This is a genomic window from Pseudomonas sp. R9.37 (assembly GCF_963878885.1).
Taxonomy (GTDB): Bacteria; Pseudomonadota; Gammaproteobacteria; order Pseudomonadales; family Pseudomonadaceae; genus Aquipseudomonas.
In genome coordinates this window covers 168,732-182,220 of record NZ_CAWNZA010000032.1, presented here as the reverse complement: position 1 = coordinate 182,220, position 13,489 = coordinate 168,732, and the positions used below count along the sequence as shown (strand labels likewise).

13 protein-coding genes are annotated in these 13,489 nt (G+C 56.9%); 10 read left to right on the top strand and 3 right to left on the bottom strand.

All coding sequences use genetic code 11. The features are described from left to right. The 5 genes from AACU78_RS16625 (at position 1) to AACU78_RS16605 (ending at position 5,305) form a co-directional block, all read left to right on the top strand. Positions 1-1,011 carry a UDP-glucose 4-epimerase family protein gene (locus AACU78_RS16625; protein WP_106576859.1) on the top strand — a complete coding sequence of 337 codons (1,011 nt, stop codon included), beginning with the start codon at positions 1-3 and terminating at the stop codon, positions 1,009-1,011. Continuing rightward, positions 992-2,116 (top strand): acyltransferase family protein, encoded by a 1,125-nt coding sequence (locus AACU78_RS16620; RefSeq protein WP_106576858.1) that lies wholly within the window; start codon positions 992-994, stop codon positions 2,114-2,116. Before AACU78_RS16625 ends, AACU78_RS16620 begins: the two co-directional genes overlap by 20 nt. Positions 2,117-2,136: 20 nt before the next feature. Then, positions 2,137-2,697, top strand: a complete 561-nt coding sequence (locus tag AACU78_RS16615) for a sugar transferase (RefSeq protein WP_106576857.1) — start codon at positions 2,137-2,139, stop codon at positions 2,695-2,697. Positions 2,698-2,817: 120 nt separating this feature from the next. Next, positions 2,818-4,815 (top strand): polysaccharide biosynthesis protein, encoded by a 1,998-nt coding sequence (locus AACU78_RS16610; protein ID WP_164487916.1) that lies wholly within the window; start codon positions 2,818-2,820, stop codon positions 4,813-4,815. Between the two features lie 157 nt (positions 4,816-4,972). Then, on the top strand, positions 4,973-5,305 hold the full coding sequence (locus AACU78_RS16605) for a ComEA family DNA-binding protein (protein WP_106576856.1): 333 nt from the start codon (positions 4,973-4,975) through the stop codon (positions 5,303-5,305). 27 nt (positions 5,306-5,332) lie between these two features. On the opposite strand, the gene AACU78_RS16600 is transcribed toward AACU78_RS16605, so the two are convergent. After that, entirely contained in the window at positions 5,333-5,911 is a 579-nt protein-coding gene (locus AACU78_RS16600) for a TetR/AcrR family transcriptional regulator (protein WP_106576855.1), read from the bottom strand. Between the two features lie 133 nt (positions 5,912-6,044). On the opposite strand from AACU78_RS16600, the gene AACU78_RS16595 reads away from it, so the two are divergent. Then, positions 6,045-6,689 (top strand): GntR family transcriptional regulator, encoded by a 645-nt coding sequence (locus tag AACU78_RS16595; RefSeq protein ID WP_106577288.1) that lies wholly within the window; start codon positions 6,045-6,047, stop codon positions 6,687-6,689. Positions 6,690-6,703: 14 nt separating this feature from the next. Beyond that, positions 6,704-7,552, top strand: a complete 849-nt coding sequence (locus tag AACU78_RS16590) for an urea carboxylase-associated family protein (RefSeq protein ID WP_106576854.1) — start codon at positions 6,704-6,706, stop codon at positions 7,550-7,552. Between the two features lie 8 nt (positions 7,553-7,560). Here AACU78_RS16590 and AACU78_RS16585 read toward each other — a convergent pair whose 3' ends face one another. Together AACU78_RS16585 and eat are read right to left on the bottom strand one after the other, a co-directional pair. Then, on the bottom strand, positions 7,561-7,728 hold the full coding sequence (locus tag AACU78_RS16585; protein WP_083359476.1) for a DUF2897 family protein: 168 nt from the start codon (positions 7,726-7,728) through the stop codon (positions 7,561-7,563). A 110-nt stretch (positions 7,729-7,838) separates the two neighbouring features. Then, entirely contained in the window at positions 7,839-9,203 is a 1,365-nt protein-coding gene (gene eat, locus AACU78_RS16580) for an ethanolamine permease (RefSeq protein ID WP_106576853.1), read from the bottom strand. A 393-nt stretch (positions 9,204-9,596) separates the two neighbouring features. Here eat and kdpF point away from each other — a divergent pair, with 393 nt between their 5' ends. The 3 genes from kdpF to kdpB are packed head-to-tail and all read left to right on the top strand — an operon-like array spanning position 9,597 to position 13,459. Continuing rightward, positions 9,597-9,686 carry a K(+)-transporting ATPase subunit F gene (gene kdpF / locus AACU78_RS16575; protein WP_003218754.1) on the top strand — a complete coding sequence of 30 codons (90 nt, stop codon included), beginning with the start codon at positions 9,597-9,599 and terminating at the stop codon, positions 9,684-9,686. A 9-nt stretch (positions 9,687-9,695) separates the two neighbouring features. After that, the gene (kdpA, locus tag AACU78_RS16570; protein WP_106576852.1) at positions 9,696-11,390 is read left to right on the top strand and encodes a potassium-transporting ATPase subunit KdpA; all 1,695 of its coding nucleotides are present in this window, start codon (positions 9,696-9,698) and stop codon (positions 11,388-11,390) included. 11 nt (positions 11,391-11,401) lie between these two features. Next, on the top strand, positions 11,402-13,459 hold the full coding sequence (kdpB, locus tag AACU78_RS16565; protein ID WP_371924118.1) for a potassium-transporting ATPase subunit KdpB: 2,058 nt from the start codon (positions 11,402-11,404) through the stop codon (positions 13,457-13,459). The last annotated feature ends 30 nt before the right edge of the window (positions 13,460-13,489 follow it).

Genomic DNA, 13,489 nt, shown 5'->3' with positions numbered 1-13,489 from the left:
ATGCTGGATGAAATTAGCGTTAGTTACGCTCCAGGTGCGCCCACTGTACTTCTTACGGGCGGAACGGGATTTGTAGGGCGCTCAGTGCTGGATGCGTTGGTTAAGGCTCAGTATCAAGTGGTGAATGTAACCCGCAAGACGGTCCCTTCGCCGCTCCCTGGCGTGCAGGATTTTATTATTGATTCGCTGACAGGGGGCATCGACTGGACAGCGCCACTGTCGGGTGTGGACGTGGTCATTCACTCTGCCGGTCGAGCGCACATCATGAACGAAACCCATAGCAATCCATTGCAGGCGTTTCGGGAAGTTAATGTGAACGCTACGCTCAACCTGGCTCGGCAAGCCGCTGACGCCGGCGTTCAGAGATTCATTTATATAAGCTCGGTTAAAGTCAATGGTGAAGAAACCAGCGCTGGCCGTGCGTTTACGCCAAATGATGTCCCTGCGCCGCTCGACGATTATGGAGTGTCCAAGCTGGAGGCAGAGCAAGCGCTCTTGGAGCTGGCGCGTCATACCTCAATGGACGTCGTCATCATTCGGCCCGTCCTGGTGTATGGGCCAGGCGTGAAAGCCAACTTTGAACGAATGCTCTCTGTCGTTGACAGGAAGCTGCCACTTCCTTTTCGCACGATTGATAACCGAAGAAGCCTTGTCTTCATTGATAATTTGGTCGATCTGATTTGCGTGTGCATCAAACATCCTGCCGCTTCGAACCGCGTGTTCCTGGTAAGCGATGGTGACGATCTGTCTATTGGACAGATTCTGAAAAAGCTCGCCATGGCGATGAACAAGCCATCCTATGTGTTTGCTTTTCCTTACGCGTTATTGAATGTTGCAGCAGCGATAATCGGCAAGAAAGATTTTTTGCAGCGGTTGTGCGGTTCGCTTCAAGTCGATATCACAGACACGCGGGAATGCTTAAACTGGACACCTCCAGTCACTATTGACGAGGCTTTTGCAATCACGGCTCGGCATTATCAAAAAAAGCAGAATGGGCCATCGCATGGGTAATTTGGCTGAGATGCTTAAGTCCAGGGATAATAATTTTAATTTTATCCGGATGGTTGCGGCATTTTTTGTGTTGGTGTCACACTCGTTTCCGCTATCCCGTGGCGCTACCGAAGTTGAGCCGTTGATGGCTCAGCTTGGAATAACACTCGGTGGTTTAGGCGTATTTACTTTTTTTTGCATATCCGGATTTTTCATATCGCTGAGTTATGAGCGGTCCAAGACCAAAATCGATTTTATCGTGGCCAGATTTTTGAGGTTGTATCCTGCGCTGTTGGTTGTACTGGTGTTAAGCGCCTGGGTAATTGGTCCGTTGTTCACTGACTTTAGTTTGCATGATTATTTTTCTTCTAAAGAAGTACATAAATACATCACAGGGAATTTGAAACTGAAAGATATTCACTTTCAGTTGCCAGGCTTGTTTCAGGATAATCCCTATCCCGGAATCAATGGTTCGCTATGGACGTTGTATTACGAGGTGCTGCTGTACGCAATGGTGTTTGCGCTCGGTGTTGTCGGTTGTTTGACTCATACTCGTCGGGTTTCGATATTTTTTGTGCTGTATTTTGTCTTTTATACAGTATTCAACCTGTTGCAAAAAAATGAGTACCTGATTGCAGGTTTCCAGCTTCGCACGTGGGTGCAGTGGAGCTTCGCATTTGTCATCGGGATGGTATTTTATGCCTACCGAACCAAGGTTCGGCTGAGCGTCTGGATGTTAACCCTTGGCTGGTTGGCCGCGCTGTGTTCCTACAGGTCTCCCTTGTTCGTAGAAGTGTTCGTGATCGCATGGAGTTATTCCGTCTTTTTCGTGGCCTTCAACACCCAGTGGTTCGCACGCCAATACAATAAGCTCGGGGATTACTCTTACGGTTTGTACATATATGCTTTTCCTACTCAGGAGATCCTTGCGCACACGTGGAAAGGAATATCGCCCGTTGAAATGATTCTTGTGGCGCTTCCCGTTGCACTGGTTCCGGCTGTCCTGTCGTGGCATTTGATAGAACACCCTTGTATTCTGCGCAAAAAAGCGCTGGCGTCCTGGTTGTCCCTTTCAATCGCCAAATATTCGGAAAAGTTTGCTAAGTATTCGTCTAAACGGTTGTGAATTGAAAGGTTGGTGAAAACATGAAGCGTTTTTTTGATCTGGTACTGAGCCTCTTTGCCTTGCTCATACTCTTGATCCCGATCTTGCTTGTTACGGTGGCAGTTAAATTGACGTCAAAGGGGCCTGCACTGTATTGGTCTGACCGCGTAGGGGTGAACAACGTATTGTTCAGGATGCCAAAGTTTCGCTCAATGCGAATTGGTACGCCTGCTGTCGCCACGCATTTGCTGCTCGATCCGTCTAAATACTTGACGCCGATTGGCAACTTTCTTAGAAAGTCCAGCCTTGATGAGTTGCCCCAGCTGTGGAGTATCATTGCAGGTGATATGAGTTTTGTAGGACCAAGGCCCGCGCTTTTTAATCAGGCCGATCTGATTGAGCTGCGTACCGAGCAAGGCGTACACCTCATCCGTCCAGGTCTCACGGGGTGGGCGCAGGTCAACGGCCGTGATGAGTTGCCCATCCCGGTTAAGGTTGGCTATGATGCTTTTTACGCGAAAAACATGAGCGTTCTTTTCGACCTTAAAATCTTGTTTTTAACAGCTTTGAAGGTCATTAAACGTGATGGTGTTTCACATTAATACCGTACCAAGTGTTTGATTGGCCGATTCAGGTTGATTATGCAAAGTATGTTTTTTGTTCTGCGTTGGAACGCGATCAACAAAAAATTTTTGATCTGACGCATAGGCGATAGGTGAGTCATGATAAACCGGTTGCGTACGTGGCTATTAAAATTGCCTCGTCATCAAAAACGACTGATTCAGGTATTGGCAGACGTCATACTCGTATTTTTGGCGCTGTGGATGGCGTTTTTAGTCCGTCTCGGAATCGACGAGATGGTCAACCCGGTCAAAATGCACTTATGGTTGTTTCTGGCGGCGCCGGTGGTTGCGATACCTCTGTTCATTCGCTTCGGTATGTACCGCGCTGTCATGCGTTATTTTGGCAATGATGCGTTGGTCGCAATCATCAAGGCCGTCAGTCTTTCTTCTTTAATCCTGGGTGTTGTTGTTTATTGGTATAGCAATCATCAGAACGTGGTGCCCCGGTCGATCATTTTCAACTATTGGTGGTTGAGCCTGATCATGGTCGGTGGCTTGCGTTTGACCATGCGTCAGTACTTTTTAGGCGATTGGTTTGCCGCTGCCCAACATGTCCCGTTTACCAGCCGGGACGACGGTCTTTCACGCGTCGCAATCTATGGTGCCGGCGCAGCGGGGAATCAACTGGTGGCAGCGCTTCGTATGGGGCGAGTGATGCGCCCGGTTGCGTTCATTGACGATGACGCGTCTATTTCGGACCGTGTCATCTCGGGCCTCCAAGTCTATAAGCCCAAGCATATCCAGAGGATGATCGACGCCACGGGCGCACAAGAAATTCTCTTGGCAATCCCGTCCTCCAATCGCGGTCGGCGCCGGGAGATTCTCGGTTTTCTCGAAGGTTTTCCGCTCCACGTTCGTAGCGTCCCGGGGTTTATGGACCTGGCCAGTGGAAGGGTCAAGGTTGACGATATTCAAGAGGTCGATATTGCGGACTTACTGGGTCGTGATTCGGTGCCTGCGCAAGGCGATTTGCTTGAGCATTGCATCAAGGGGCAGAGTGTCCTTGTCACGGGTGCGGGTGGCTCGATCGGTTCAGAGCTCTGTCGGCAAATTCTGGAGCTTAAGCCTAAAACCTTGCTCTTGTTTGAGCACAGCGAGTTCAATCTCTACAGTATTCTTTCAGAGTTGGAACAGCGTATTACTCGTAAATCGCTACCGGTAAAGCTGCTACCCATTCTGGGTTCAGTAAGGGACCCGTCAAAACTGCTGGATGTCATGAAGGCCTGGCGGGTGGATACCGTTTACCACGCGGCCGCCTATAAGCATGTACCCATTGTTGAGCACAACATCGCAGAGGGTGTGCTCAACAATGTTATCGGCACGCTGAACGCGGCGCAGGCGGCGGTTCAAGCGGGCGCATCGAATTTTGTTTTGATTTCCACCGACAAGGCAGTGCGCCCAACAAACGTGATGGGCAGCACCAAGCGACTTGCCGAGTTGACGTTGCAGGCGTTGAGCCGCGAGCCTGCCCCCGTGCTGTTTGGGGACAAGTCCAACGTGTCGCGGGTGAATAAAACCCGTTTTACGATGGTTCGATTTGGCAATGTATTAGGCTCCTCCGGTTCGGTGATCCCGCTGTTTCACAAGCAGATAAAGTCTGGCGGACCGCTGACGGTCACGCACCCGAAGATTACCCGCTACTTCATGACCATTCCTGAAGCGGCTCAGTTGGTCATCCAAGCGGGTTCCATGGGGCTGGGCGGAGACGTGTTCGTGCTGGATATGGGTGAGCCGGTCAAGATCGTCGAACTGGCTGAAAAAATGATCCATCTGTCAGGGCTGAGTGTGCGGTCCGACAAAAATCCTCACGGCGATATTGCCATTGAGTTTTCCGGTTTGCGGCCGGGCGAGAAGTTATACGAAGAGTTGCTTATCGGAGACAATGTTGTTGCAACGCAACATCCGATGATCATGAGCGCTAACGAGGACTACTTGCCGTGGGAAGTGTTGAAGGTCAAGCTTTCTGAGTTACTGGCCGCAGTCGATCAAGACGATTTCGGCCGGGTTCGCCAGTTGTTGCGCGACACCGTCAGTGGTTATACGCCGGATGGGGAAATTGTTGACTGGATATATCAGCAGCGTCGGCTTGAGCCATGAGTTTAAAAGTTACAACTTTACGGGTGAGTCACTCTGCCCGAATAGAAAAACACACGCTGTAACCGACTCACTTTTGACTCTCTCCAAACATCACCTAAGTTAGAAAGGCAGCTTCGGAAAGCTGCTTTTCTTCTACCGATGTCATGGAGCGTCACCTATGCAAAACACCTATATCTCTTCCCTGATCTTTGCCTTCCTCGCGAGTGTCTCCGTCGCCACCACCGCAGCCCCATCCGCCAAACCCGAAGCCCCAACGCCTATCGTCGCCCAGATGGCCAAAGTTGAAGAAACGACCAAGGTCAATCTGAACACGGCCGACGCCGAAGTCCTGCGCCGCGATCTGTTCGGCATTGGCGCCGCCAAGGCCAAGGCGATTGTCGCCTATCGCGACAGCAATGGGCCTTTCACTGCGGTAGACGAGTTGCTGGAAGTCAAAGGTATCGGTAAGGCATTGTTGGAGAAGAACCGCGACAGGTTGGCCATTAATTAAGGCTGTAAACCTTGCTCAAAAGGCCGGTCATTGACCGGCCTTTTCTCTGTCTGAGATTTGAGCTTTCAAGTTCTCGCGCACAACTTTCATGATCCGCGTCGCCAACGCTTGGCTCTCTACGCTCCTGGCCAGCACCAATGCCCCTACCAACGTCGACATCAGTACCAGGCTTCGTTCGTTGGCATTCGCGTGATCCAACGTTGATTCAACCTGCCTTAATCGCGCTTCAAGCACAGCGTCTGTGGTCGGGCTCTGCTGCCCCCTCAGGCCCAATTCCGAAGACATGGTCGGTAGCGGGCAACCTTCAGCGGGAGAGGTCTGGTGCCATTCAGACAGGTAGTTGTCTATGAATGCATCCAGCGGCCGTGCCTGGCTGAACAGTGTTTCGCAATGCGCGTCCAGTTCTGCAGCCGCAGCCTGCAGGGCCTTTTCCACCAGATCATCCTTGGACTTGAAATGCGCGTAAAAGCCACCGTGCGTCAGATCGAGTGCCTTCATCAGGGGTTGCAGGCCGGTCGCGCTGATGCCGTCGCGGCGAAAGCGCACTGAGGCTTCCTTGATGATGCGTTGATGGGTCTGGGCTTTATGGTCTGCTGAATAACGCATGGGACGGCCTCGTGGACGAGCGGGCATGTTAACGGAGTTAAGCTTTTTTACCCATCTACACATCGTTCAGCGGTACTGGCATGAAAAGTGATTACATCTGGTTCAGGGATTGTTCAACAATCGTGAGGTGGTGATGACGCTCAGCTTGTCTCTGGCCGATCAGATTGCACGCGAACTGCGTGCCGACATCATTGGCGGGCGGCTGTTGCCCGGCATGGCGCTGGTCGAGGTGGATCTGGTCAAAATTTATAACGCATCGCGCAATACCATTCGCGAGGCCTTGCACCGTTTGGGGCAGGAAGGGCTTACCCGTTATGTGCGCAACAAAGGCGTGATGGTGCGGCGACTGGAACGAGATGAAGTGCGTGACCTGTTCGTTGTACGTCGAACCCTCGAATTGCAGGCTATCGCCCAGAGCGGGGTGCTGACGGATGCTCAGTCCGAGCACATGCAAAACGCAATCGAAGCCACCTCCCTGGCCAGGGAGCGTGAAGACTGGCGCGCGGTGGCGACTCACAGCCTGGCGTTCCACCAACGGATTGTCGGGTTGATGCGCAGCCCGCTGTTTGATGAGTTTTTCGCCCAGGTGATTGCTCAATTGCGCCTGGTGTTTTGCGCGGCACCCGATGAGCAGCGTTTCCAGTCGCCCTGGCTGGAGCGTGACCAGGAGATCTACGCGTTGCTGGCGGGCGGCAACAAAGCGGCTGCACAGGAGGCGATGAGCCTGTATCTGGACGATTCCGAACGCCTTTCCCTGGCCTTGTTTGATCACCCCTGATGGAGGATTGCCCCATGTATAAAGACTATCCGGCCGCGTACCAGGTCAGCAAAGGTTCTGCGCTGCAGGTTGATACCGCGTTCTATGAGCGCATTCGTGAGCGTGCGGACCAACGCACATTGATCGAGCAGTTCGTAGTGCCGATTCGCACGGGCAGGGCGTGGAAGGTGCCGGCCGGGCATGTGTTCCGTGTTACCACGCCGGTTGGGCCACAAGTGGGTGACTTCAATGTGTGGAATGCCAACGATCCTCGCGAACGTCTTTGGGCCGCACGCACCCGCCAGTTACAAGGCGCACATGTCAGCACTCATGATCGACTGTGGTCGAACCTGCCGTTTCTGCGGCCGCTGGTGACCATCACCGATGACAGCCAGGCGAGTTATGGCATCGACGAGCATGGCGGACGCCTGCACGATTTGCTCGGCACGCGCTGCGATCCGTATGTGAATCGCATGCTTACCGGCGAAGACTTTCATCACCATTGCCACTCAAACCTGACGCGCGCGGTGCTGCCCCACGGCCTGACGGAGTTCGACGTGCATGACGTGCTGAACATTTTCCAATGCACCGGCCTCAATCACGACGACATGTACTTCATGAAAGCCTGCCCGGCGCAGAAGGGCGACTACCTGGAGTTTTTTGCCGAGATTGACTTGCTCTGCGCTTTATCGACGTGCCCAGGCGGGGATTTGTCGCTGCCGATGTGGGGGCCGGACGCGCAGGATCCGTTAACGGTGTGTCGCCCGTTGGGTGTGGAGATTTATCGCCTGGAGGAGGAGTTGCTCAATGGCTGGAGCCAGCCTGAGCGTGCTGCCTACAAGGGGCAGCACGGATTGCATATTGCCAAGGCGGCGTGGGAGTAGCGGCAGCTTCAGCGGTCCTGGGCGTCCTTTGAGTCTGCCTGGGCGTTGCGCTCGGCCACGCGTTTGCGTTGTTCGTCGGTGAGTTCCACCTTGTTGGCGCTGTCACGCAGCATCAATAAACCACCGACGATCGAACCGATCGCGACCACTAAAATCAACCAGGCATACCACGGCATAGGGCTCTCCTTGAGGCAGCAAACCGTGGGGAAATTTCCCACGGTAATAGCTGCTTTGAGTAACGGGCTTTCTTAGTAGTTCATTGTAGGCCCGTTATGCTCCAGTAGCCTCAGAGCCCCGTCAACATCGCATCGGCCGGTGCGTCGGCACGGTCTTGCGCAGTCAGCTGGAAGTAGATGAATCCCACCAGCATAAAGCCCAGGAAAATCAGCCCGATCAGCGCGTTGAACCAGGCCATGGCCACCAGGCAGACCACCGCCAACACCAGCGCTATGCCGGGCACGATCGGATAGCCCGGCGCACGGAAGGTGCGCTCCAGCAGTGGCTCGGTCTTGCGCAGTTTGAACAGGCTGAGCATGCTCATGATGTACATCACGATGGCACCGAACACCGCCATGGTGATCATCGCGGCGGTCAGCGTCATACCGCCCAGGTTGATCAGGCCGTCGCTGTAGATGGCGGCGATGCCGACCACACCGCCGGCGATAATTGCCCGGTGCGGTGTCTGAAAACGCGACAGTTTGGCGAGGAAGGAAGGCAGGTAGCCGGCGCGCGCGAGGGCGAAGAACTGGCGCGAGTAGCCCAGGATGATGCCGTGAAAACTTGCCACCAGGCCGAACAGGCCGATCCACACCAACATGTGCAGCCAGCCGGAGCTGTCGCCCACCACGGTTTTCATCGCTTGCGGCAACGGGTCATTGATATTCGACAGCGTGCGCCAGTCGCCCACGCCGCCGGCAAAGAACATCACACCCATGGCCAGCACCACCAGCGTCAGGATGCCGCTGATGTAGGCTTTTGGGATGGTGCGCTTGGGGTCCTTCGCTTCCTCGGCAGCCATCGCTGCACCTTCGATGGCAAGGAAGAACCAGATGGCGAAAGGAATGGCCGCAAACATCCCGGCTATCGCCGGCGCGCCGAAGGTGTCGGACCCGGCCCAGCCATTGAGGGCGAAGTTGCTGAAGCTGAACGCCGGCGCTACCACGCCCATGAACACCAACAGTTCGGCGACGGCGAGCACGCATACCACCAACTCGAAGGTGGCCGCGAGTTTCACCCCAAGAATATTCAGGCCCATGAAGACGATATAGGCACCGACGGCCGCGTGTTTGGGGTCGAGTGCCGGAAACTGCACATTCAGATAGGCGCCGATGGCCAAGGCAATCGCAGGCGGGGCGAAGACAAATTCGATCAACGTCGCCAGGCCTGCGATCAAGCCGCCTTTCTCACCGAATGCGCGACGGCTGTAGGCAAATGGGCCACCTGCGTGAGGAATCGCCGTAGTGAGTTCGGTGAAGCTGAATATAAAGCAGGTGTACATGGCGGCGACCATCAGCGAGGTCACCAGAAAGCCCAACGTACCGGCGACGCCCCAGCCGTAGCTCCAGCCGAAGTACTCGCCGGAAATCACCAAGCCGACGGCAATGCCCCACAGATGCAGGGTGCCCAAGGTGGGTTTGAGTTGTGTATTCATCGTGTTGCTCTCCCTGAACCGTTTGGAATGATTCAAGGTGTTGCAGCGGCCATGCCAGTGCGTCATTCATTGTCGTAAAGACGCCGAACTGTCGTCGAGGAGACGGTTTGGCGTTTGAAATCTTCTGCCATTGCACCAGTTGAGTGCAGGGGCGTTTGAGCTGCCGTCATCGCGGGCAAGCCCGGCTCCCACAGGTAACCGCAATCCCCTGTGGGCGCCGGGCTTGCCCGCGATGAGGCCCCAACAGCCTCCACCGACCTCTGTAAACCCCGCATAAACCCACTCTTTACGCCGTCTTTACGCCCGGCCCCCAGCGTCGCTCTCGTTCCTTTACGCCACTCCTGCGGACAATTGCCTCACACGCGGCAATCGCCGCAAAACGGAGAGACTTCCATGAGCGTTCTGGACGGGGTGTCACTGCTATTGGCCGTGGCGCTGTTCATTTATCTGCTGGTTGCGCTGTTACGCGCGGATCGGAACTAGGAGCAGGCTATGCACAGTTATGACTATTGGCTGATCATCGCCTTCTTTGCCGTGGTGCTGGTGCCGGCACCGTTCCTGGGAAGGTTCTATTACAAGGTGATGGAAGGCCAGCGCACCTGGCTCACGCCGGTGCTCGGCCCGGTTGAGCGCGCGTGTTATCGCCTGTCCGGCGTGGACGAGCATCAGGAACAGAGCTGGCAGAAGTACACGCTGGCGCTGTTGGCGTTCAATCTGGCCGGTTTCGTGTTGCTGTTCGCTGTGCTGTTGTTCCAGGAATACCTGCCACTGAACCCGCAGAAATTGCCGGGTCAGGAATGGACGCTGGCCTTCAACACCGCGGTCAGTTTCATGACCAACACCAACTGGCAGAACTACAGCGGTGAAGCCTCCCTGAGCTACCTCAGCCAGATGATCGGCCTCACCGTGCAGAACTTCGTCAGCGCCGCCACCGGCCTGGCTGTGCTGGTCGCGCTGTGCCGTGGTATCGGGCGCAAATCCACCAAGACCCTGGGTAACTTCTGGGTCGACATGACCCGCGCTACCCTCTACGGCCTGTTGCCGTTGTGCCTGGTGTTCGCGTTGTTCCTGGTGTGGCAGGGCGTGCCGCAAACCTTCGCGCACTACGTGAATGCCGTGACGATGCAGGGCGTGGACCAAGTGATCCCACTCGGCCCGGCGGCCAGCCAGATTGCAATCAAGCAGTTGGGCACCAACGGCGGCGGGTTCTTCGGTGTCAACTCGGCGCATCCGTTTGAAGACCCGACGGCGTGGGCCAACCTGTTCGAGCTGTCGGCAATCATCCTGATCCCGGTGGCGTTGGTGTTCACCTTCGGTCACTACGTGAAGGACCTGCGTCAGAGCCGCGCGATTCTGGGCTGCATGCTGGCGCTGTTCCTGATCGGCGGCGCGACGTCGATGTGGGCCGAATACCAGCCCAACCCGACTCTGAACAACCCAGCGGTTGAACAAACCGCACCGCTGGAAGGCAAAGAGGCGCGCTTCGGCACCACCGGCACAGTGTTGTGGTCGGTGGCCACCACGGCGGCGTCCAACGGTTCGGTCAACGGCATGCAAGACAGCCTCAACCCGCTGACCGGCATGGTGGCACTGGTCAATATGATGGTCGGCGAAGTGATCTTCGGCGGCGTCGGCGCCGGTATGTACGGCATGTTGCTCAACGTGTTGATCGCGGTGTTCCTCGCCGGCTTGATGATCGGCCGCACCCCGGAATACCTCGGCAAGAAGCTGCAGGCCAAGGAAGTGCAATTGCTGGTCGTGACCTTGCTGGTGATGCCAATCGGCACGCTGGTGCTGGGCGCCATCGCTGCCAGCCTGCCAGGTCCGGCGGGTGCCATCAGCAACCCCGGCCCGCACGGTTTCAGTCAGCTGCTGTATGCCTACACCTCGGCCAGTGCCAACAACGGTTCGGCGTTCGGCGGTTTCAGTGCCAACACCGCGTTCCACAACCTGATGTTGAGCCTGTCGATGTTGCTGGGGCGTTTCGGTTACATCCTCCCGGTACTGGCCCTGGCCGGCAGCCTGGCGATGAAAAAGACCGCTCCGATTGGCCAGAACAGCTTCCCTACGCATGGCCCGCTGTTCGTGACCCTGTTGACCGTGACCATTTTGCTGGTGGGCGGCCTGACTTTCCTGCCGACACTGGCACTGGGCCCAATCGCTGAACATCTGAGCATGGGCTTCTGAGGGATATGAAAATGAATATGCCTGCAAAAAATGCGGCCCCGGTGCACACCCAGGAGCCCGCCAAAACCGCCATCTCTGCCTTGTGGCGCCCGGCGCTGGGCCAGGCGTTCGTCAAGCTGGACCCGCGCCAGCTGCAACGTTCGCCGGTGATGCTGGTGGTCGAACTGACCGCCATCCTCACCACCGTGTTGTGCTTCGTGCCCGACACCGCCGTGCCGACGTTTGTCGCCGTGCAGATCGCCGTGTGGTTGTGGTTCACCGTGTTGTTCGCCAACTTCGCCGAAGCCTTGGCCGAAGGTCGCGGCAAGGCCCGCGCCGACAGCCTCAAGGCTGGCAGTGAAGGCCTCAGCGCACGTCGCAAGGAGGCCGACGGCAGCTTCAAGGTCGTGCCGGCCACCAGCTTGCGCAAAGGCGACGTCGTACGCGTCGCCGCCGGAGAAATGATCCCCGGTGACGGTGAGGTCATCGAAGGCATTGCGGCGGTCAACGAGGCGGCGATCACCGGCGAGTCCGCGCCAGTGATCCGCGAGTCCGGCGGCGACCGTTCGGCTGTCACCGGCAACACGCGGCTGGTGTCGGACTGGTTGCTGATCCGCATCACCGTCAACCCGGGCGAGTCCACGCTGGACCGCATGATCGCCCTGGTGGAAGGCGCCAAACGCCAGAAAACTCCCAACGAAGTCGCGCTGGATATCCTGCTGATCGGCCTGACCCTGATCTTCCTGCTGGTGGTGGTCACCCTGCAGCCGTTCGCGCACTTCGCCAATGGCAGCTTGCCGCTGGTGTTCCTGGTCGCACTGTTGGTGACGCTGATTCCTACGACCATCGGCGGCCTGTTGTCGGCCATCGGTATCGCCGGCATGGACCGTCTGGTGCGCCTCAATGTGATCGCCAAATCCGGGCGCGCGGTGGAAGCGGCGGGTGACGTGCATGTGTTGCTGCTGGATAAAACCGGCACCATCACCTTTGGCAACCGTCGCTGCGCGGCAGTGATCGCCGCGCCTGGCGTCAGTGGTCGGGATTTGGCCGAGGGTGCGCTGCTGGCATCGCTGGCGGACGACACCGCAGAGGGCAAATCCATCGTCGAATACCTGCGCGCCTTGCACCCGCAGGCTGAGCCGACCCTGGAGCAACTGACCTCGGTGCCCTTCAGTGCTGAAACGCGTTTGTCCGGTGTCGATTACGAAGGCCGTGTGTTCCGCAAGGGCGCGGTGGATTCGCTGCTGGCGTTTATCGGCCAACAACGCCGCGACCTGCAACCGGCACTCTCGCGGGAAATCGACAAGATCGCCCAAAGCGGCGGCACACCTTTGCTGGTGTGCGCCGACGGCAAATTGCTCGGTGCGATCCACCTCAAGGACGTGGTCAAGCCTGGCATCCGCGAGCGGTTTGCCGAGCTGCGCAAACTGGGGATTCGCACCGTGATGGTGACGGGCGATAACCCGCTGACCGCTGCGGCGATTGCTGCCGAAGCCGGCGTGGACGATGTGCTGGCCGAAGCCACGCCAGAGAAAAAACTCGCGCGCATTCGCCACGAACAGAACGACGGTCGTCTGGTTGCCATGTGTGGTGACGGCGCCAACGACGCCCCGGCACTGGCCCAGGCCGACGTCGGCATGGCGATGAACGACGGTACCCAGGCGGCGCGCGAGGCGGCCAACATGGTCGACCTCGACAGCGACCCGACCAAGCTGCTGGACGTGGTGCAGATCGGCAAGGAACTGCTGGTGACGCGCGGCGCGCTGACCACGTTTTCCATCGCCAACGACGTGGCCAAGTACTTTGCGATCCTGCCGGCACTGTTCGCCTCGATCTACCCGCAATTGGGCGTGCTCAACGTGATGCATTTGCAGAGCCCGCAGAGCGCGATTCTCTCGGCCATTGTGTTTAACGCGTTGATCATTGTGGTGCTGATCCCGCTGGCGCTGCGCGGTGTGCGCGTGCAGGCGGCGAGTGCGGCGGCGTTGCTGCGTCGCAACCTGCTGATCTATGGGCTGGGCGGGATTGTGGTGCCGTTCGTGGGCATCAAGGCGATCGACATGCTGCTGACCGCGCTGCACCTGGTTTGACCCGATTCCTGGGGGCGCCACGTCGGCGCC

What these genes read in the sequence shown, in the direction of transcription:
- AACU78_RS16625 (WP_106576859.1), top strand. Translation starts at nt 1, where the DNA reads ATGCTGGATGAAATTAGCGTTAGTTACGCTCCAGGTGCGCCCACTGTA.
- AACU78_RS16620 (WP_106576858.1), top strand. Translation starts at nt 992, where the DNA reads ATGGGCCATCGCATGGGTAATTTGGCTGAGATGCTTAAGTCCAGGGAT.
- AACU78_RS16615 (WP_106576857.1), top strand. Translation starts at nt 2,137, where the DNA reads ATGAAGCGTTTTTTTGATCTGGTACTGAGCCTCTTTGCCTTGCTCATA.
- AACU78_RS16610 (WP_164487916.1), top strand. Translation starts at nt 2,818, where the DNA reads ATGATAAACCGGTTGCGTACGTGGCTATTAAAATTGCCTCGTCATCAA.
- AACU78_RS16605 (WP_106576856.1), top strand. Translation starts at nt 4,973, where the DNA reads ATGCAAAACACCTATATCTCTTCCCTGATCTTTGCCTTCCTCGCGAGT.
- AACU78_RS16600 (WP_106576855.1), bottom strand. Translation starts at nt 5,911, where the DNA reads ATGCGTTATTCAGCAGACCATAAAGCCCAGACCCATCAACGCATCATC.
- AACU78_RS16595 (WP_106577288.1), top strand. Translation starts at nt 6,045, where the DNA reads ATGACGCTCAGCTTGTCTCTGGCCGATCAGATTGCACGCGAACTGCGT.
- AACU78_RS16590 (WP_106576854.1), top strand. Translation starts at nt 6,704, where the DNA reads ATGTATAAAGACTATCCGGCCGCGTACCAGGTCAGCAAAGGTTCTGCG.
- AACU78_RS16585 (WP_083359476.1), bottom strand. Translation starts at nt 7,728, where the DNA reads ATGCCGTGGTATGCCTGGTTGATTTTAGTGGTCGCGATCGGTTCGATC.
- eat (WP_106576853.1), bottom strand. Translation starts at nt 9,203, where the DNA reads ATGAATACACAACTCAAACCCACCTTGGGCACCCTGCATCTGTGGGGC.
- kdpF (WP_003218754.1), top strand. Translation starts at nt 9,597, where the DNA reads ATGAGCGTTCTGGACGGGGTGTCACTGCTATTGGCCGTGGCGCTGTTC.
- kdpA (WP_106576852.1), top strand. Translation starts at nt 9,696, where the DNA reads ATGCACAGTTATGACTATTGGCTGATCATCGCCTTCTTTGCCGTGGTG.
- kdpB (WP_371924118.1), top strand. Translation starts at nt 11,402, where the DNA reads ATGAATATGCCTGCAAAAAATGCGGCCCCGGTGCACACCCAGGAGCCC.